The organism is Rhodococcus sp. NPDC057529, from assembly GCF_042802055.1.
GTDB lineage: Bacteria > Actinomycetota > Actinomycetes > Mycobacteriales > Mycobacteriaceae > Rhodococcus_F.
Map to the genome: position 1 here is coordinate 52632 of NZ_JBHVEY010000028.1, position 18827 is coordinate 71458.

General features: G+C 68.2%; 20 protein-coding genes and 1 tRNA gene. 9 read left to right on the plus strand and 12 right to left on the minus strand.

The features are described from left to right. Positions 1-5 precede the first annotated feature (5 nt). Positions 6-1163 carry a sulfotransferase family protein gene (locus ACFU5V_RS36780; RefSeq protein WP_378705610.1) on the plus strand — a complete coding sequence of 386 codons (1158 nt, stop codon included), beginning with the start codon at positions 6-8 and terminating at the stop codon, positions 1161-1163. Here ACFU5V_RS36780 and ACFU5V_RS36785 read toward each other — a convergent pair. Next, positions 1147-1827, minus strand: coding sequence for a low molecular weight phosphatase family protein (locus ACFU5V_RS36785; protein WP_378705613.1), 681 nt, complete (start codon positions 1825-1827; stop codon positions 1147-1149). The two genes, ACFU5V_RS36780 and ACFU5V_RS36785, sit on opposite strands and share 17 nt — an antisense overlap. A 208-nt stretch (positions 1828-2035) precedes the next feature. Here ACFU5V_RS36785 and ACFU5V_RS36790 point away from each other — a divergent pair, with 208 nt between their 5' ends. Both ACFU5V_RS36790 and ACFU5V_RS36795 read left to right on the plus strand, forming a co-directional pair. Next, positions 2036-2644: a ClpP family protease gene (locus ACFU5V_RS36790; protein WP_005568279.1), complete on the plus strand. Its 609-nt coding sequence runs from the start codon at positions 2036-2038 to the stop codon at positions 2642-2644. A gap of 4 nt (positions 2645-2648) precedes the next feature. Continuing rightward, a complete protein-coding gene (locus tag ACFU5V_RS36795) occupies positions 2649-3233 on the plus strand; it encodes an ATP-dependent Clp protease proteolytic subunit (protein WP_378705615.1) in 585 nt (194 codons plus the stop codon). A 9-nt stretch (positions 3234-3242) separates the two neighbouring features. Here ACFU5V_RS36795 and ACFU5V_RS36800 read toward each other — a convergent pair whose 3' ends face one another. Together ACFU5V_RS36800 and ACFU5V_RS36805 are read right to left on the minus strand one after the other, a co-directional pair. Next, on the minus strand, positions 3243-3590 hold the full coding sequence (locus ACFU5V_RS36800) for a helix-turn-helix domain-containing protein (protein WP_206012811.1): 348 nt from the start codon (positions 3588-3590) through the stop codon (positions 3243-3245). 64 nt (positions 3591-3654) lie between these two features. Continuing rightward, complete coding sequence (locus ACFU5V_RS36805; protein WP_378705617.1) at positions 3655-4908, minus strand: KasA/KasB family beta-ketoacyl-ACP synthase; 1254 nt, start codon at positions 4906-4908, stop codon at positions 3655-3657. 40 nt (positions 4909-4948) lie between these two features. Here ACFU5V_RS36805 and ACFU5V_RS36810 point away from each other — a divergent pair, with 40 nt between their 5' ends. Beyond that, a complete protein-coding gene (locus tag ACFU5V_RS36810; protein ID WP_378705620.1) occupies positions 4949-5512 on the plus strand; it encodes a TetR family transcriptional regulator in 564 nt (187 codons plus the stop codon). Here the strand turns inward: ACFU5V_RS36810 and ACFU5V_RS36815 are convergent. Both ACFU5V_RS36815 and ACFU5V_RS36820 read right to left on the minus strand, forming a co-directional pair. Beyond that, positions 5480-6328: an alpha/beta fold hydrolase gene (locus ACFU5V_RS36815; protein WP_378705622.1), complete on the minus strand. Its 849-nt coding sequence runs from the start codon at positions 6326-6328 to the stop codon at positions 5480-5482. The genes ACFU5V_RS36810 and ACFU5V_RS36815 overlap by 33 nt on opposite strands. Next, entirely contained in the window at positions 6325-8112 is a 1788-nt protein-coding gene (locus ACFU5V_RS36820) for an amidohydrolase family protein (RefSeq protein ID WP_378705625.1), read from the minus strand. The genes ACFU5V_RS36815 and ACFU5V_RS36820 overlap by 4 nt, the downstream gene beginning before the upstream one ends. A gap of 99 nt (positions 8113-8211) precedes the next feature. On the opposite strand from ACFU5V_RS36820, the gene ACFU5V_RS36825 reads away from it, so the two are divergent. Next, complete coding sequence (locus ACFU5V_RS36825; RefSeq protein ID WP_378441020.1) at positions 8212-8820, plus strand: TetR/AcrR family transcriptional regulator; 609 nt, start codon at positions 8212-8214, stop codon at positions 8818-8820. Positions 8821-8850: 30 nt separating this feature from the next. Here ACFU5V_RS36825 and ACFU5V_RS36830 read toward each other — a convergent pair whose 3' ends face one another. Both ACFU5V_RS36830 and ACFU5V_RS36835 read right to left on the minus strand, forming a co-directional pair. Continuing rightward, positions 8851-9369 (minus strand): SRPBCC domain-containing protein, encoded by a 519-nt coding sequence (locus ACFU5V_RS36830; RefSeq protein WP_378441022.1) that lies wholly within the window; start codon positions 9367-9369, stop codon positions 8851-8853. Then, positions 9366-9668 (minus strand): ArsR/SmtB family transcription factor, encoded by a 303-nt coding sequence (locus ACFU5V_RS36835; RefSeq protein WP_378441026.1) that lies wholly within the window; start codon positions 9666-9668, stop codon positions 9366-9368. Before ACFU5V_RS36835 ends, ACFU5V_RS36830 begins: the two co-directional genes overlap by 4 nt. Positions 9669-9863: 195 nt before the next feature. Here ACFU5V_RS36835 and ACFU5V_RS36840 point away from each other — a divergent pair, with 195 nt between their 5' ends. Continuing rightward, positions 9864-11477, plus strand: coding sequence for a class I adenylate-forming enzyme family protein (locus ACFU5V_RS36840; RefSeq protein WP_378705627.1), 1614 nt, complete (start codon positions 9864-9866; stop codon positions 11475-11477). Positions 11478-11530: 53 nt separating this feature from the next. Next, positions 11531-12835 (plus strand): MFS transporter, encoded by a 1305-nt coding sequence (locus tag ACFU5V_RS36845; RefSeq protein ID WP_378441446.1) that lies wholly within the window; start codon positions 11531-11533, stop codon positions 12833-12835. A gap of 50 nt (positions 12836-12885) precedes the next feature. On the opposite strand, the gene ACFU5V_RS36850 is transcribed toward ACFU5V_RS36845, so the two are convergent. Then, positions 12886-12957 (minus strand) — tRNA-Cys (locus ACFU5V_RS36850). A 92-nt stretch (positions 12958-13049) separates the two neighbouring features. On the opposite strand from ACFU5V_RS36850, the gene ACFU5V_RS36855 reads away from it, so the two are divergent. Both ACFU5V_RS36855 and ACFU5V_RS36860 read left to right on the plus strand, forming a co-directional pair. Then, positions 13050-14300, plus strand: a complete 1251-nt coding sequence (locus ACFU5V_RS36855; protein WP_378705630.1) for a multidrug effflux MFS transporter — start codon at positions 13050-13052, stop codon at positions 14298-14300. 54 nt (positions 14301-14354) lie between these two features. Next, entirely contained in the window at positions 14355-14888 is a 534-nt protein-coding gene (locus ACFU5V_RS36860) for a MarR family winged helix-turn-helix transcriptional regulator (protein WP_378441442.1), read from the plus strand. Positions 14889-14898: 10 nt separating this feature from the next. Here the strand turns inward: ACFU5V_RS36860 and ACFU5V_RS36865 are convergent, their stop codons facing one another. Genes ACFU5V_RS36865 through ACFU5V_RS36880 form a run of 4 tightly spaced genes read right to left on the minus strand, consistent with a single transcriptional unit; the run spans position 14899 to position 18820 of the window. Further along, positions 14899-15675 carry an enoyl-CoA hydratase gene (locus tag ACFU5V_RS36865; RefSeq protein ID WP_378441440.1) on the minus strand — a complete coding sequence of 259 codons (777 nt, stop codon included), beginning with the start codon at positions 15673-15675 and terminating at the stop codon, positions 14899-14901. After that, positions 15672-16607: a 3-hydroxyisobutyrate dehydrogenase gene (mmsB, locus tag ACFU5V_RS36870; RefSeq protein ID WP_378705696.1), complete on the minus strand. Its 936-nt coding sequence runs from the start codon at positions 16605-16607 to the stop codon at positions 15672-15674. The genes ACFU5V_RS36865 and mmsB overlap by 4 nt, the downstream gene beginning before the upstream one ends. Beyond that, positions 16604-17671, minus strand: coding sequence for an enoyl-CoA hydratase/isomerase family protein (locus ACFU5V_RS36875; RefSeq protein ID WP_378705632.1), 1068 nt, complete (start codon positions 17669-17671; stop codon positions 16604-16606). The genes mmsB and ACFU5V_RS36875 overlap by 4 nt, the downstream gene beginning before the upstream one ends. After that, complete coding sequence (locus ACFU5V_RS36880; protein ID WP_378705633.1) at positions 17672-18820, minus strand: isobutyryl-CoA dehydrogenase; 1149 nt, start codon at positions 18818-18820, stop codon at positions 17672-17674. Between the last annotated feature and the right edge of the window lie 7 nt (positions 18821-18827).

Below are 18827 nucleotides of genomic sequence, written 5' to 3' on the forward strand. Positions count from 1 at the left end.
GCATCATGAGCGAGCGCACTACGGTCGGCACGGTCGAGGACCTGCACGCCTCGGCCACCCGGCTGACCGGTCTCACCGACTTCGGTGTGGACGACTACACCGAAGCCCTCGGCGTCCTGCTGGATTCGTATCACACCGACGAGCAACTGACACCGCTCGGCAGCAAGGCGTCCCGGGTGTTCCTCCGCGGCGCTCTGGTGGCCCGGCTGCTGAGCGAGGCGGCGTGGAAGCAGAACCCCGAGCATGCGGACGTGCGGATCGAGCGGCCCATCTTCGTGACCGGCCTCCCCCGCACGGGGACGACCGCGCTGCACCGGTTGCTCACCGCAGACCCGTCGCATCAAGGGCTGGAGATGTGGCTGACCGAGATGCCGCAACCCCGGCCGCCGCGTGAGACGTGGGAATCGAATCCGGTGTTCCAGAAGATCGAGGAGGGCTTCAGCCGACACCACATCGAACGCCCCGAGTTCATGGGCGTGCACTACATGTCGGCGAGCGAGGTCGAGGAGTGCTGGCAACTGCTGCGGCAGACGTTCAAGTCGATCTCCTACGAGTGCCTGGCGTCGCTCCCGACGTATTCCCGCTGGCTCGAACATCAGGACTGGACCAACGCCTATCAGCGGCACAAGAAGAACCTGCAGCTGATCGGACTGCCCGACCGGGACCGCCGCTGGGTGCTCAAGAACCCCAGTCACCTGTTCGCGCTCGACGAGTTGCTCGCGGTCTACCCGGACGCGCTGATCGTCCAGACCCACCGGCCGCCGCGCACGATCGTCCCGTCGGTGTGCAGCCTCGCGGAACAGGCGACGGAAGGGTGGTCGGAAAAGTTCCGGGGCAGCGTCATCGGCGAGAGCCAGCTCGAACTGTGGGCCCGGGGGCTCGAACAGTTCACCGCGGCCCGCGCCCGGCACGACCCCGCCCAGTTCGTCGACGTCGACTACCGGGATTTCGTGGCCGATCCGCTCGGCACCGTCGAGGGGGTCTACACGCACTTCGGGCTCGATCTCGGTGGGCCCGCCCGGGCGGCGATGGAGGCGATGCACGCCGAGAGCCGCAGCGGCGACCGCCGCCCCTCGCACAAGTACACGCTCGAGGAGTTCGGGCTGACGGCCGAGCAGGTGGACGAGAGATTCGCCGATTACCAGTTCAGCGCGTCCAGCTGACCGGATAGTCGAGGATCGACGACGCCGCCCGCGCCGCGATCAGTGGCCTGGGCGACAGCGGCAGGTGGACGACCGGGGGAAGCGGCGGCTCGGGTTCGGGTCGGGGATCCGGTTCGGCTTCCGGTTCCGGCGACCACGTCGTACCGCTGCCCAGGTCGAGCGCGTCGAGCAGCGGTATCAACTCGGCGGCGATCCGGTCGCCCACCTCGGTGAACGCCGACTCGGCCAGACCCACCGGGTCGCTGATGTTCGGCTCCTCGACCGTCCCGTAGTCCCGGCGGGCGACCGCGAGTTCGGCGACGGTGCGGGCCCCCGTTGCGGCGGCGATCCTGCGTGCCTCCCGCAGGGTGAACGTGCAGTGGCTCGTCCCGAGGAGCAGTTCCATCGAACGGTCACGGATCTGCTCGGTCATCGCCAGGACGAGGTCGGCGCGTTTGATCATCTCGGGATGCAGGCGGCGCGCCCGGAAGCCGTCGGCGCTCGCACCGAGGCCCTCGATGACGCGGGCGGCGACGGGTTCGATCGGAAAGCCCACGAGGGCGCGGACGCCGGCGCTCTCCGCGGTGAGATGCGGCAGATCGTGGGCCAGCGCGTACGCGCGCGTCAGACGCTCTGCGATCGGCGAGCGGCAGACGTTTCCGCTACAGACGAACAGAACGTGCATGAGGGCACCCTAACCAGCGGCTCCGCCCACAAGCGAGCCCGATTCCACTGTCCGAGCGGTCTGTTCTTACAGTTCACCCGCGCGTGGTGGGTCGTTCACCCGCCGGACTCCTCACGGTCACCTCGATTCACGAACACCCCATTCACTGTCGTCCGCCCACAGCAGACAATGGACGGCCCGGCACCGGCGCGGCGGTAGTAATGAAGACATGACCACAGCCGCGCTACCCGACCTGAACTACCGCGACCTGTTGGCGGACAGACTGTTTCGCCAGCGCACGATCCTCCTCACCGGCGAGGTCGACGACGCCATGGCCGAGCGGGCCTGCTCCGAACTGGTGCTGCTCGCGGCCGCCGACCCCAAACGCGACATCGTGCTGTACATCAATTCGCCGGGTGGTTCCGTCTTCGCCGGCCTGGCGATCTACGACACGATGAAACTCGTCCCCAACGACGTGGTGACCGTGGCCATGGGTTTCGCCGCCAGCATGGGCCAGGTGCTGCTGTGCTCGGGAACCCACGGCAAGCGGATCAGCCTGGCGCACAGCCGCATCATGATGCACCAGCCCTCGGCAGGAATCGGAGGCACCGCCGTCGACATCGCCATCCAGGCCGAGAGCCTCGAACGGATGAAGCGACAGTCGCAGGAGATCCTGGCCGCGGAGACGGGGCATCCGGTCGAGCAGATCGCCGAGGACAGCGACCGGGATCGGTGGTTCACCGCGGACGAGGCCCGCGACTACGGGATCGTCGACCGTGTCGTGTCCTCGTTCGCGGAGATCGCCCCGCACACCACCGCCCCGAGAATTGGATTGTGAAGCCATGTCCCAATACACCATTCCCCACGTCATCGAACGCACCCCGGCAGGCGAGCGGTCGTTCGACATCTTCAGCCGATTGCTGAACGAGCGGATCGTCTTCCTGGGCACGGAGATCGACGACGGCGTCGCCAATGTCGTGATGGCACAGCTGCTGCACCTGCAGGCGGACAGTTCCGATCAGGAGATCGGGCTGTACATCAACTCTCCCGGTGGTTCCACGACCGCGATGCTCGCCATCTACGACACGATGCAGTTCCTGCGCCCGACCATCGCCACCTACTGTATGGGGCAGGCCGCCTCCGCCGCGGCGGTTCTCCTGGCAGCGGGAACCACGGGCCACCGCCACGTCCTGGCGCATTCCCGGGTGCTGCTGCACCAGCCGTCGACGCAGGGCAACGGCACGATCTCCGACCTGGCGCTGCAGGCCGCCGAGATCATGCGGGTGCGTTCGCAGACCGAGGCGATTCTGAGCAAACACACCGGGCAGAGCGTCGAACGCCTGCGCCGGGACACGGACCGGGACCGCATCTTCACGGCTCAGGAGGCCATCGACTACGGCCTGGCCGACACGCTCGTCGCGGAGTGACTGCGAAGACTAGGCGGCGAGCAGGGTGGGCACCTGCCGGTTCGGGTTCCCGGTCGCCGAGTTCCGGTTCGCCGCGCCGAGCCGGCGCCCGGACCGGAACAGCAGGTGCTCGACCGGGAGACCGAGGGCGCCGCACACGGCGCGCAGCATTTCGGAGGACGGCTCCTTCTTCCCGCGCTCGATCTCGGAGAGGTACTGCTTCGACATGCCGACGGCGGCAGCGACGTCCTCGAGGCTCCGGTCCTGGTCCCGGCGCGCCTCGCGGAGCACCCGTCCGTAGAGCTCACGCACCAGCGGCTCCTCCCGCGAACGCTCGGGGGCGGCCGTGACCAGCGTCAGTCTGCGCTGAGCTTCCATACCTCCGGAGTCTTCCAGACGACGCACCCGGACGCCGCGGCGTTCACCGACAGCGGACAGCCGATCAGTACCGCCCGACGGCGAGCGCGACGTTGTGCCCGCCGAAACCGATCGAATTGCTCAGTGCGTAGTCGATGCGCTGACGGCGGGGTGACCCGGTGACGATGTCCAGGTCGATAGCGGGGTCCTGATTGTCGAGGTTGAGTGTCGGCGGGACGACCTGTTCGCGCACCGTCAGGACCGTGAGGATCGTCTCGAGGGCTCCGACCGCGCCGATGGAATGCCCGAGTGCCGATTTCGGTGCGTACACCGACGCCTGTCCGGCGACGGCGGCGATCGCGATGGCCTCGGAGGCGTCGCCGACAGTCGTCGAGGTGGCGTGGGCGTTGACGTGATCGACGTCCGCGCCGATCAGTCCCGCCGTGTCGAGCGCCTTTCGCATGGCGCGCGCAATTCCGGCGCCCTGCGGATCAGGGGCGACGATATGGTAAGCGTCCGAGGTGATTCCGGCCCCCAGGATCCGGCCGTGGGTCTCCGCACCGCGAGACCGGGCGTGCTCCTCGGATTCGAGCACGAGCACCGCGCCGGCCTCACCGAACACGAAACCGTCCCGGTCGCGATCGAACGGCCGTGATGCCCGTGCGGGTTCGTCGTTGCGGGTACTCATCGCGCGCATCATCGCGAAACTCGCGATGGGCACCGCGTCGATCTGCCCCTCGACCCCGCCGGCCACCACCACGTCCGCCTCGCCGGTGGCGATCAGCCGCCAGGCGTGCGCGATCGCCTCCGATCCGGACGAGCACGCGGACACGGGCGCGAACACCCCCGCCTTCGCACCGATCTCCAGCCCGACGGTGGCGGCGGGACCGTTCGGCATGACCATGGGAACGGACATCGGCGAGACCTTGCGGTACCCGTTCGCGCGCATCGCATCGACGGCCCCGACCAGGGCGTCCCCGCCGCCCAGGCCGGTGCCGATCGCGACGGCGAGCCGCTCGCCGTCGACGTCGGGTGCGCCCGCGCTCGCCCAGGCCCGCCGACCGAGGACGAGCGCGCTCTGCTCGACGAACGACAGGCGGCGCTGCTCCACACGCGACAGGTGCTCGGCGGGGTGCGCCGTGAGTTTGCCGCCGATCCGGACGGGAAGGTCGTAGTCGTCGACGAACGGCTCGTCGAGCGAGCCGATGCCGGACTGGTTGCGCAACAACCCTTCCCACGTTCCGTCGGCGTCGTCCGCGATCGACGTGGCGGCGGCGAATCCCGTGACCACCACTGGCCGCCCGAGCTTCCGCGTTTCTGAAGCAGTCGTTACAGTCATGTCGTTATGAATACCTGTACCGTCCGCTACAGTCAACCGAATGGCCCGCCCCCTCGACCACGCCAAGCGTGCGCAGCTCCTCGCCGACGTCGTCCGCTACATCGCCGAACACGGACTCGCGGACCTGTCGCTCCGGCCGCTCGCCGCCGCGCTGGGCACCAGTTCACGCATGCTCATCTACTACTTCGGCACCAAGGAGGAGCTGCTGGTCCAGGCGCTGGCGACGCAGCATCCTGGGTTCTCGTCCCTGTTCTCCGGCGTCACGGACCGGGACGGGCTGCGTGCAGGCCTCGCGGAGTTGTGGACGTCGACCACACAGGGCGAATCGTCTGTCAGCACGAAGATTCTGTTGCAGGTGATGGGGGTGGCGAGCGTGCAGCGGGGCCCGTTCGCCGACTTCGCCACATCGGCCATCCACACGCTGATCGACGCCGTCGCCGACGCGATGGTCCGATGCGGAACCACTGCTCAGGACGCCCGCGAGAATGCGACGGTCGCGGTGTCCGGACTGCGGGGAATCCTCCTCGACCGCTTGGTCACCGGCGACGTGGCGCGGACGGATCGATCGGCGTCACGACTGATCGAGCAGGTGCTTGCCGAGTAGTTCGTCGACGCGCTCGGCCGCCTCGTCCGGGATCCAGTGGCTCACGCCGCGGAGCACCTCGTACGTGTACGGGGCGTCGACGAATCGGTTGGTCAGCTTCGGCCCCACCGGACCGATCGCCGTGTCGCCGTCGCTCCACACGAACAGCGTGGGCACCCGGACCTTCCGGGAGGCAGATCGGGGCGAGATGAACGGCATCGCGCGATACCAGTTCAGGGCGCCCCGGGCCCGCGTCCGATCGCGCATGGGCCCGAGGTCGCGCTTCGCGTCGTCCGGCGACTGGCCGCTGGCGAGCAGGGCCCGGTAGCCGAAGCCGTCCGGGGTGAGCACCCGCTCCGGGATCCACGGCAGCTGGAACGCGAACATGTACCAGGACTTCAGGATCTGACGGCTGGTGAGCATCGCCCGCACGAACGCCGCCGGGTGCGGCACCGACAGCGCCGTGAGCGTGCGGACCCGGTCGGGGCGTTCGGCGGCGAGACCCCAGGCCACCGCCGCGCCCCAATCGTGTCCGACCACGTGCGCCGGGCCGAGGCCTGCCCGGTCGATGAGCGCGACGACGTCCGCGATCAGTTCCGTGCTGCGGTACGCGCGGCGGGCGCGGGGCCTGGCACCGGGCGAATAGCCTCGCTGGTCCGGGGCCAGGGTGCGGAACCCGCGCCGATGCAGCAGCGGCGCCAGCGCCTCCCACGACCGCGAGTCCTGCGGAAACCCGTGCAACAGCACCACCGGTGTGCCGTCGATCGGGCCCTCGTCGCGGACGTCGAACACCAGTCCGTCGCGGGTGAACGTGCCGATCCGCTCCGTGCGACTCATCCGACGATCGTCTCACGCTCGCTGCGGTCTGCGGACGACTCTCCGGCGCGGAGGAAGCGTCCCGTCCTGGTGACCCCGAATCCGCCGGTGAAATCGCCGTCGCGGTAGACGAGCCTGCCGTTGATCACCGTCGCGACCGCGGCGCCGTCGCTGCGGTTCACCATCCGCCGCAACCCGCCGTATTCGGGGACCTCCGCCTCGAACAATCCGTCCACCGTGGCGTCGAGACCCGCCGGGTCGACGACGACCAGATCGGCGCGGTCACCTTCGCGGAGGTGGCCGGCGTCGATGCCGTACCAGTCGGCCAGCTCGCCGGTCAGCCGGTGAACAGCCCGCTCGACGGTCAGGAACGGCTTGCGGTCGGACTGCGCGTCCTTGACCTTCTTCAGCAAGCGGATCGGGTAGTTGTAGAACGCCATGTTGCGCAGGTGGGCGCCGGCGTCGCCGAATCCCATCTGCACCCCGGAACTGGCCGCGAGCTTCTTCGCGAACCTGGGGCGATGGTTGGCGATGGTGGTCCGCCACCGCAGGTCGGTGCCGTACTTCACGACGAGATCGAGGTACGCGTCGACCGGGTGCACACCGCGAAGGTCGCCCACGGCGCCGAACGTCTTGCCGATCAGCGTCTCGTCCGGGCACCCGACGATTTCCGCGTCGTAGAAGTTGCGGTGCCAGATGCGGGGGCTGAACTTGTTGTCGTAGTCCTTGCGGAACCGGCGTCGGTAGGACTCGTCCTGCAGCAGGGCGTTTCGCTCCACCTGATCCTCGAGGTGGAGTGCCGCCGCGCCTGCGCCGAACTCCTCGAACACGACGAGGTCGATGCCGTCGGCGTAGACGGTGAACGGCACCGGCAGGTGCTGCCACTTGAAATCGGTCTTGGCGAAGCGGTTCAGCAGCGGCGCCGCGGCAAGCATGAAGTACACGATCGGCGGGTAGGCCTTCGAGTCCGCAGCCGACAGCAGCGACGTCTTGAGTGGCTTGCGCCGCCCGAAGCCTGAACTCTCCGCGAAGAATCCGGCAATGTTGGGGTGCAGGTTGATCGTGGGCGCACTCTGCAGGATCTTGCCGCGCTCGCGCAGGATGCGATTGAGGAAGCGGAACTCCTTCCACCGCGCGTACGTGGACGGCAGTGAGCGGGAACGGTATTCGTCGCCGTCGATCTTGTCGAGCGCGTTCGTCATGGAGGAGAGGCCGAGGAAGCCGGCGTCCACGGCGTCGGTGAGCATCGCGCCCATCCGCTCGAGTTCGGGCGCGGTCGGCTCGATCCGCTTGTCGGTGCCCCGGCCGAGGCCGAGGACGTGGGTGCGGATGTCGGAGTGCCCGATGAACCCGGCGACGTTGGGGCCGAGCGGCAGCGACTCGAGTGCCTCGACGTACTCCGCAGGGCTCTGCCAGATCTTGTTCTCCTCCAGGATCCTGAGCACGGAGTCGTGCGGCACCGCCTCGACCCGGCTGAACAGGTCGGCGCACTCGCGCGGCGTCGAGTACACGGTGGACAGGGAGCAGTTTCCGAGGACGACGGTGGTCACGCCGTGTCGTACCGACTCCGGCAAGCCGGGGCTGACGAGCACCTCCGCGTCGTAGTGGGTGTGCACATCGACGAACCCGGGGAGCACCCACTTGCCTGCGGCGTCGACGACCTCGGTGCCGGGGCCGACGGGCAGCGGGCGTGCCGATGCCCGGACGACGACCCCGTCGCGGATGCCGAGATTGCGGCGCAGCGGCGCGGATCCGGTTCCGTCGAACCACAGCCCACCATTGACGACCACATCGAAATCCGGCATTGTCGCGCTCCTCACACTCGGTATGTGTTACCCGAGGTTACGTATGCGGTTGAGTAAAAGTCAATGGACGGCCCGGGGGTTCGTCAATAGAGTGCAGGGGTGGCCGCCGCACCCCGCTCTCCGGAAGATCGGCGCGCGCAGATCCTCGACGTGGCCGTCCGACTTCTCGACACGGTGTCGTTCGACGACCTGTCGATGGACCAGGTGGCCGCCGACGCAGGTGTGTCCGCGCCACTGCTGTTCCACTACTTCAAGAACAAGCAGGGCTTTCGGAACGCCGTCCTCGAAGCCTCGGCGTCCGAACTGCAGCGGCGGATGACACCCGACGCGACGCTCCCGGTGCACGGACAACTCCGGGCGGGCGTCGAAACGTTCGCGGACGCGGTGATCGAACACCCGACCATCTACCTCGCGGTCATGGGGATGGCCGGTAGCGGCGACGAGAGGATGCGGCAGATCTACCGGGGCATGCGGCGGACGTTCACCCGGTGGATCGGCGTGTCACTGGCCGAGTTCGGCGTGCCGACGACACCCGCGCTCGACGCCGCGATCTCGGGCTGGCAGGCGTTCATGGAGGAGGTCGTGCTGTCGTGGCTCGACGAGCCGAGCATGGAACGCACCGAGATGATCGACCTCTGTGAGCGCGCGTTCTACCACCTGCTTCCTGCGGCAGGCGTCGACGTCGACGCACTCGACGTGACACGCTGATCCGACCGCACGCGAAACGACCCGAAGGGGTCACTGCCCGGCGCGCTGAGCCTCCAGAAAGCGCCGCCCGGGCGTCGGATCGACGCCGAAGCGCTCGGCGTAGCGTTCGTGAATTTCCTCCCACTGGTCCCACGACCCGTGCGCCTCCGCTTCGGAGAGGTACCCGCCGGCGAGATGCGGCTCGAGCCGCGCGAAATAGGTCTCCCAGCCGGCTGCGGTCTGCGCCGCGATCGCGCGGTCACCGAACACGTGCGTGAAGGTCAGGCGACAGCCGTCGCCCTCTGCCGCCAGGTCGAAGCTGTACCGCTCGTCGCCGTAGGTCCACGCGAGCCGATGCGGCGCGTCGACCTCGGTCACCTCTCCGGTCGCGCCGTATGCCTCGAACGTCTCCCCCGCGGCCGGCGTCCAGTCCGCGGCGGCGGGAAACCAGCGCTCGAGTTCTGCCGGTTCGCTGACCGCCCGCCACACGCGCTCGACCGAATGGGTGAGCGTGCGCTCGAAGCGCAGCGCCGGGCGGCCGTCGATCGTCTCCAGGGTTCCGTCGGTCATGGGTTCTCCTCCAGGTGTCGTTCGAGTGCATCGAGGCGGCTCGACCAGAAAGCGCGGTACGGCTCCAGCCAGTGGTCGACCTCAGCGAGGGGTTCCGGGCGCAGCGCATACAGACGGTGCTTACCGTCCGCGCGCACCACGACGAGCCCGGCCTCGCGCAGCACCTTGAGATGCTTGGACACGCCGGGCTGACTGAGCGCGATGCGTTCGACCAGTTCTCCGGCGGGCCGCTCACCCTCACGCAGCAGGTCGAGTATCTGCCTTCGGTGCGGCTCGGCCAGTGCGGCGTAGGCGCTCATGACCTCATATTGCCAGACGGAAATATGAGCCGCAACGGTCGGTGAGATCATGGCCGGACAGTGACTCCCCGCAGGGCCGACTTGACACACGACGTGTGACGCACAACACTTGCCCACACTGACCGAGCGAGTGATCGGTCGGCCGCTCGAATTCGGACATCCCGTTCGGATCGGAGCCGGAGAAAGGGGACGTGCGTGTCGTCGACGTTGCACAACGACGGAAGCCGGGAACCAGCAGTAGCGACCGCTCTCGACGCCTGGCGATCGCGGGTGGAGGCGTATCCCGACCACCCGGCCGTCGCCTACTTCGATGCCGTCCTGACGGCGCGCGAGGTCGACGATCTGTCGGACGCCCTCGCCGTCGCGCTGGACGAGCGGGGTGTCGGGCGAGGCGACCGGGTGGGCATCTACCTGCAGAATGTGCCGCAGTACGCGCTCGCCCTGCTGGCGCTGTGGAAGGTCGGCGCAGCGGCGCTCGTGCTCAATCCGATGTACCGCGGACACGAACTCCGCCGCCTCGTCGACGACGCCGAACCGATCGGCATCATCTGCGAGGACGCGACCGCCGCGGCGACGGCCGAGACGCTGCGCGACAGCAGCGTGCGATTCTCGATCAGCACCAGCTCCCTCGACTTCCAGACCCGCAACGATCCGCGAGTGTTCGAAGCCACCGCGCGGGCCACTCCGGCAGCGGACGGCGACCTCGTCGACCTGCTCGAGCGCTTCCGCGGACAGCGACCACCACGGGTCGAAGTCGGCGGAGGCGACCTCGCCCTGCTCACCTACACCTCCGGGACCACCGGCCCACCCAAGGGTGCGCTCAACTCCCACGCGAACGTGCTGGCCACCGCACTCGACTTCGGCGACTGCGCCGGGGTCGTCGACGGGGACGTCGTGTTCGCGGTCGCTCCCCTGTTCCACATCACCGGCGCCGTGCTCAATGCCGGTGTGGCCCTGATCCGGGACTGTGTGCTCGTGTTCGCGAATCGGTTCAGCGCGGCCGTCGCGCTGGAGACGTTCGTGGAGCACCGGGTGACGTACACGATCGGCTCGATCACCGTGTTCAACGCGCTCTCCGAGGTGCCGGGTGTGAGCGCGGACCACTTCGCCTCGGTGAAGACCCTCTACTCGGGTGGTGCGCCCATCCCGCCTGCGACCGTGGAGAAGTTCGAGGCCAGGTTCGGCAAGTACATCCACAATGCGTACGGGATGACCGAGACCACCGCCGGAGTGATCGCGGTGCCACCCGGACAGCGGGCACCGGTCGACCCGTCGAGTGGCTCACTGTCCATCGGTCTCCCGCTCCCGCGGGTCGACCTCCGGGTCGTCGACCCGAATGGCGACCCCGTTGCACCCCACACTGCCGGCGAACTGGAAATCGCCGGACCACAGGTGGTTTCGGGCTACTGGCGCAACCCCACCGCCTCCCGGGACACCCTGCCCGGCGGACGGTTGCGCACCGGGGACGTCGCGATCGTCGACGATTCCGGGTGGGTGTACCTCGTCGACCGGCTCAAGGACCAGATCAACGTGTCCGGCTACAAGGTGTGGCCCCGCGAGGTCGAGGACACACTCTACGAACACCCGGCCGTGCACGAGGCGGCCGTCGTCGGGCAGCCCGACGACTACCAGGGCGAATCGGTGGTCGCCTACGTCTCGCTTCGCAAGGGCGCGAGCGCCACCGAGGACGAACTGGTCGCGTTCGCCCGCGACCGGCTCGCCGCGTACAAGCGGCCGCGGCTCGTCCACATCATCTCTGATCTGCCGAAGACGCAGACCGGCAAGATCCGGCGTAGCGACCTGCGCTGACGACTCTTCCCCTCTCCCCAGCGACTCCACGCCCCCGATGAAAGTGACTGCACGTGAACGTCGACATCACTCGCCAGGCGCAGCCTGACACCCAGTCCGGACCCACCCTCGCTTCCCGTAAGAAATCGCTACTCGCCAGCTCCGTCGGCAACGTCCTCGAGTGGTACGAGTGGAGTGCGTACGCGGTCTTCGCTCCGTTCATCGCGGCGGCGATGTTCAGCACGTCCGACCCCGTGTCGGCCCTGCTGTCGACGCTCGCCGTGTTCGCGGTCGGATTTCTCATGCGTCCCCTCGGCGGCATCATCTTCGGCCGGATCGCCGACAAGCGTGGACGCAAGTTCGTCCTCGTCACGACGATGCTGATGATGGCGGCCGGCAGCCTGATCATCGGAATCATGCCCACCTATTCGGCCATCGGCGCGTGGGCGTCGCTGATCCTGCTCGCGGCGCGGGTCATGCAGGGCTTCGCACACGGCGGCGAATCCGCGACCGCGTACTCGTACGTCGGTGAGATCGCGCCTCCACACCGGCGCGGCATGTGGGGCAGCGTCGCCTTCGTCGCGATCTTCGGTGGTTCGGTGCTGGCGTACACCATCGGCGGCGTCGTCACCTCCTCCCTGTCCGACACCGCTGTCGGTCAATGGGGTTGGCGCGTCCCGTTCCTCATCGGCGCGCTGCTGGCGCTCGTCGCCCTCTACCTGCGCCGCAGCATGGACGAAAGCGACGTTTTCGATGCCGGACAGAAGGACGACGATCAGCCGCGGATCCCGCGCCGGACCGTCGTCCGCGCGATCCTCCTGATGATCGGCATGACGTCGGGAATCACGGCTGCGCACTACACCTGGACGTCGTACGTCTCCACGTACGCGATCACCCAGCAGGGCATGAACCCCGACACCGCGTACTGGATGCTCGTGATCGCTCAGCTGATCGCTCTGGTCTCGCTGCCGTTCCTCGGGTTGCTCTCCGACAAGATCGGCCGGCGACCCATGCTGGGTGCCTTCGCGGTGCTGATGTTCGCGCTGCAGTTGCCGCTGACCATGATGATCACGTCCGACGGATGGACCCTCCTGGTCGCGACCACCGTGGCGCTGCTGATCGTCGCGGTCCCGGCGTCGATTCTGTCCTCCACGCTGTCGGAGAGTTTCCCGACGCGACTGCGCACCCAGGCGATCGGGTTCGCGTACTCGTTCTCGGTCGCGGTGTTCGGTGGCACGGCGCCGTATCTGAACCAGCTTCTCCTCGGACTCGACCTCGGCTGGGTGTTCGGCGTCTACATCATGGCGCTGGCCGTCCTCACCGGCGTCGCGTGCCTGTTTATGAAGGAGACCAAGGGCATTCGCCTCGAAGACGTGTGAACACGCGCACGAGAGAACCGGCAGGTGCATCACCTGCCGGTTCTCACCCGAGCGAGTGACGGGATTCGAACCCGTGTGAACGGCTTTGCAGGCCGGTACCTCAACCACTCAGTCACACCCGCATCGATGACCACTGTGCCCCGCCGCCGCGGAGGGCGCGAGGGTTGCGCTCACGGTGATTCTGAATCGACACGCCGGGGCGGGAACAAACCGTGTGCCCTCGTTGCTGTGTTCCTTCATGACCGACACCGAAGAACGCGCCGCCCCGACCGGCGAGCGGACAACCTCCCGGCCCAGCCTTCGGGTGATCCTCGTACTCGGCGCGATGGTGGCCCTCGGCCCCTTCACCATCGACATGTATCTGCCGGCGCTACCGGACATCGGAACCGACCTCGGCGCATCCTCGTCCGCGGTCCAGTTGACCATCACCGGCACCCTGCTCGGCCTTGCGCTGGGGCAGTTGATCGTCGGACCGCTGGCGGACAGTCTGGGGCGCAGGCGCCCCCTCATCGCCGGTATCGGTGTGCACGTCGCCGCGTCCGTGCTCGCGGTGTTCGCGCCGACCGTGGCCGTGCTGGGGGTACTCCGCGTCTTCCAGGGCATCGGCGCCGCAGCCGCAGCGGTGGTCGCCCTCGCCGTGGTCCGCGACCTGTTCTCGGGGAACACCGTCGCCGTCGTGATGTCGCGGCTGATGCTCGTCCTCGGCGTCGCACCCGTGCTCGCCCCGAGTATCGGCGGGGCGCTCCTCATCGCCCTCGACTGGCGCGGGATCTTCGTCGTCCTCGCCGTGATCGGCACGCTGACCGCGTTGATCGGCGCGTGGGGTCTGGCGGAGACGCTGCCGCCGGAGCGCCGCCGCAAGAGCAACCTCGTCGCCGTGCTGGGCACCTACAGGAGCTTGCTCGGAGACCGGGCGTTCATGGTGCTCGCCCTCGTGTCGAGCGTGGCGATGGGATCTCTGTTCTCGTACGTCTCCGGTGCGTCGTTCGTCTTCCAGGACCAGTACGGCCTGGACGAGCAGCAGTTCGCGCTGCTGTTCAGCTCCGGCGCGATCGCCCTGATCGGTGCCTCGCAACTCAACGTCCGCGCCCTCGCGCGCTGGTCGCCGCTGCAGATCACCGTGGCGTCCCTCGGCTTCGCGACGGTGGCCGGGCTGGCGCTGATCACCACCGCGCATGTCGAGTTCGGCGGGCTCGTCGGGTTCGTCGTTCCCCTGTGGTTCCTCCTCGGCGGTGTCGGCTTCGTCCTGCCCAATGCCCCGGCCCTGGCCCTCGGCAGGCACGGGGAGGCGGCGGGCACGGCTGCCGCGCTGCTCGGCGCCCTGCAGTTCGGTGTCGGCGCCCTGATCGCTCCCCTGGTGGGCGTGCTGGGCAACACCGGCGTCGCGCTTGCGGTCACCATGACCGCGTGCACGGGCTTCGGGTTGGTGGCGCTGGCCGCCGCCGCGAAGGCGGAAGCCCGCTGACGACACGCTCGGCAGACTTTCACGGCCCATCACCCGACATGGGATGATCGACGCATGCCACCACCGTCACCACTTCATCTCGACCCCATCGAAGAGGCCCACCGGCAGTGGACCAAGCACGGCTGGGGTGATGTCGCCGACGGCATGGCCGCGGTGACCTCGGTGATGCGCGCCCATCAGATCATGATCGCGCGGGTGGAAGAGGTGCTCAAACCGTCGGGGCTCACGTTCGCCCGGTACGAATTGCTGACACTGCTGACGTTCACGCGCACCGGTGCACTTCCGATGGCGAAGGCCAGCGCGCGCCTTCAGGTTCACCCGACGAGCGTCACCAACGCCGTCGACCGGCTCGAGACGGCGAATCTCGTGCGGCGTGTTCCACATCCGAGCGACCGCCGCGCCACGCTGATCGAGATCACCGACGCGGGAAGGAAACTGGCGGTCGAGTCCACCGAGCGGCTCAACGCGCAGGTGTTCTCCCACCCCGGCGTGTCCGGTGACAAGCTGGAACAACTGGTCGCCATCCTCGCCGAACTGCGCCGCGAGGCAGGCGATTTCGACACCGGAGACGCGCCGACCAAGTGGTGAGTACGGCTGTTCAGCGGTGCTTGAAGACGGGCTGACGTTTCTCGACGAACGCCGCCATCCCTTCCTTCTGGTCTTCGGTGGCGAACGTCGAGTGGAACACCCGGCGCTCGAAGCGGACGCCCTCGGTGAGGGTGGTTTCGAAGGAGCGGTTCACCGCTTCCTTCGCCATCATCGCGACCGGGAGGGACATCTGGGCGATGGTGGTCGCCGTCTGCAGGGCCTCGTCCAGGAGGTCGGCGGCGGGCACGATCCGCGACACCAGCCCTGCGCGTTCGGCCTCCTCGGCGTCCATGTTCCGGCCGGTCAGGCACAGTTCCATGGCCTTGGCCTTGCCCACGGCGCGGGTCAGGCGCTGTGAGCCGCCGATGCCGGGGATGACACCGAGTTTGATCTCGGGCTGACCGAACTTCGCGGTGTCGGCGGCGAGCAGGATGTCGCAGAGCATCGCCAGTTCGCACCCGCCGCCGAGCGCGTAGCCGGCGACGGCAGCGATGGTGGGCTTGCGGGCCGCGGCGAGGCGATCCCACGCGGCGAAGAAGTCGTCCAGGTAGACGTCCATGTACGACTTGGGCTGCATCTCCTTGATGTCGGCGCCCGCCGCGAAGGCCCGATCGGAACCGGTGATCAGGATGGCTCCGATCTCCGAATCCTTCTCCAACTCCTCCACCGCCGACACGACCTCACGCATCAGCTCGGAGTTCAAGGCGTTGAGCGCCTTCGGACGGTTGAGGGTGATGATCCCCACCCGGCCCTTGCGCTCCAGGAGGATGGTCTCGAAGTCGGTCACTGCTCTCCCTCGGTGGAACGTTCGCGGATGTCGTTGATGATGGCCGAGAAGTCCTGACCACCACCGCCGGCGGCATGGAACCGGCTGTACAGTTCGGCGGCACGGAGGCCGAGTTCGGCCTCGACGCCGTTGGTCTTCAGCGCGTTCGCGGCGAGACCGAGATCCTTGTCCATCAGCGCGGCCGCGAAGCCCGGCTGGTAGTCGTTGTTGGCCGGGCTCGTCGGAACCGGTCCGGGCACAGGACAGTTGGTGGTCAGCGCCCAGCACTGCCCCGACGCGTTGGACGCGACGTCGAACAGCGCCTGGTTGCTCAGCCCCAGCTTCTCGCCGAGGACGAATGCCTCGCTGACGGCGATCATCGACACACCGAGGATCATGTTGTTGCAGATCTTCGCGGCCTGACCGTTGCCCGGGTCGCCGCAGTGGACGACCTTCTTGCCCATCACGTCGAGCAACGGCTTCGCGGACTCGAAGTCGTCCGCCGTGCCGCCGACCATGAACGCGAGAGTTCCCGCGGTGGCGCCGACGACGCCACCGGAGACGGGTGCGTCCACCGAGCGGTGTCCGGCCTCGACGGCCTCGTCGTGCGCTGCGCGGGCGTCCGCGACGTCGATGGTGGACGAGTCGATGAACAGGGTGCCCGGTTTCGCGGCGGGCAGGATCTCCGCGTAGAGCCCGAGAACGTGCTTGCCGCTCGGCAGCATCGTGATCACGACGTCCACCTCCCGTACGGCCTCGATGGCCGAATCGGCGACGGTGACACCGTCTTTCACTGCCTGCTCGAGTGCGGCGGGCGCGAGGTCGAAGCCGACCACCGTGTGCCCCGCCTTGACGAGGTTGGCCGCCATGGGACCACCCATGTGGCCGAGTCCCAGAAATCCGACGGTAGTGCTCATAGCAGTCCCTCCTGGACGCGTGTGGCTGGTGGTCAGTGCTGCGGTTGCGGGGCCGTGAGGCCGAGTTCGAGGTCGCCGAGGGGGGTGAAGAACTGTGCGACGACGTCGTCGGTGACGTCGTCGAGGGTGGCGGGTGACCAGCGCGGGTTGCGGTCCTTGTCGACGACCTGCGCCCGGATCCCCTCGACCAGATCAGCCGAACCCAGGCAGGCCACCGACACCCGGAACTCCTCGTTGAGGACCTCCTCGAGGCTGCCCGCCACCCGCGCCCGGCGCAGCGAGGTGAGGGTGACCGCGCACGCGGTCGGCGACTTCGCCAAAACCTGCTCGGCCGCCTTCGCCGCTTCCGGGACCCCACTGTTCTGCAGCCGCGAGACGATCTCGGCGACGCTGTCGGCGGAATATGCGGCGTCGATCCACCCCTGCTGGGCCAGCAGGGGCGATTCCGGGGCCGGTTCGGTGAACGCCGCCAACGCCTCCTCCACCGACGTGTCCGTCAACTTCTGCACGAACTGCTCGATCTTCTCCGACGGGATGAAGTGGTCGGCGAACCCGCACGCGATCGCATCCCCGGCACCCAGGCGGGCGGTGGTGAGCGCGATGTGCGTACCGAGCTCCCCGGGGGCACGGGCGAGCAGGTAGGTGCCGCCGACGTCGGGGACGAACCCGATCCCGGTCTCGGGCATGCCGATCATCGACCGCTCGGTCACGATCCGCACACTCCCGTGCGCCGACACCCCGACCCCGCCGCCCATCACGATGCCGTCCATGACCGCCACATACGGCTTCGGGTAGTTCGCGATGGTCGCGTTGAGGAGGTACTCGTCCCGCCAGAACTCCCGCGACCCGGTACCCCCCTCCTTGGCGTCGTGGTAGATCGACACGATGTCCCCGCCCGCACACAACCCGCGATCCCCGGCGCCGGTGATCAGCACCGCCCGCACCGCGTCGTCCCCGGCCCACTCCGCCAGCGCCGCCGCAATCCGCCGGACCATGGTGTGGTTGAGGGCGTTGATCGCCTTGGGGCGGTTCAGCACGATCCGGCCCACACCGTCGCGCTGGTCGATGAGGACTTCGGGGTCGGTGATTGGTTCGCTCATTTATGCCACTCCTCGGTTTCCGACGACGCTGCGGGCGATGACCACTCGCATGATCTCGTTGCTGCCCTCGAGGATCTGATGCACCCGCAGGTCGCGGACGATCTTCTCGATCCCGTACTCGGCAAGATAGCCGTACCCGCCGTGCAACTGCAGCGCCCGGTTGGCGACCTCGAACCCGGTGTCGGTGGCGAACCGCTTCGCCATCGCACACAACTCCACCACGTCCGGGGCACCGTCCTCCAGCGCGGCCGCCGCCCGCCACAACAGGGTCCGGGCCGCCTCGAGGTCGGTGCGCATGTCCGCCAGCTGGAACTGCAACGCCTGCGAGTCGAGCAACGACGACCCGAACGCCTTCCGGTCCGCCAGATACGCCACCGCCCGCTCCAGCGCGGTCTGCGCCCCACCGACCGAGCACGCGGCGATGTTGAGCCGGCCCCCGTTCAGGCCGGCCATCGCGATCCGGAACCCACCACCCTCGTCGCCGAGCAGGTTTGCCGCCGGCACCCGCACGTCCTCGAAGATCACCTGCCGGGTCGGCTGGGCGTTCCAGCCCATCTTCACCTCGTTCGGCCCGAACGACAGCCCGACCGCACCCTTCGGGACGATGAACGCCGAAATCCCGCGCGGCCCGCCCTCCCCGGTGCGGGCCATCACCACATACACCTCCGAGGTCCCGGCCCCGGAGATGAACTGCTTGACCCCGTTCAAAACGTAGTCGTCGCCGTCCCGGACCGCCCGGGTGCTCAACGCCGCCGCATCCGAGCCGGCACCCGGCTCGGTCAGGCAGTAACTGCCCAGCTGATCCATCGCACACAGCCCCGGCACCCAGGCATGCCGCTGCTCCTCGGTGCCGAACCGGTCGATCATCCAGGTCACCATGTTGTGGATGGAAATATAGGCCGCGATCGACGGGCACCCCTTCGCCAACTGCTCGAAGATCCGGGCCGCATCGACCCGGGTCAGCTCGGAGCCGCCCACGTCCTCGCGGACGTAGATCCCGCCCATCCCCAACGACGCCGCCTTCCGCAGCACATCGACCGGGAAATGCTTGGTCTGATCCCACTCCACCGCATGCGGCGCCAAATGCTCGGCCGCGAAATCACGGGCCGTGTCACTGATCGCCCGCTCGTCATCGGTCAAGGTGAACATGGAGTTC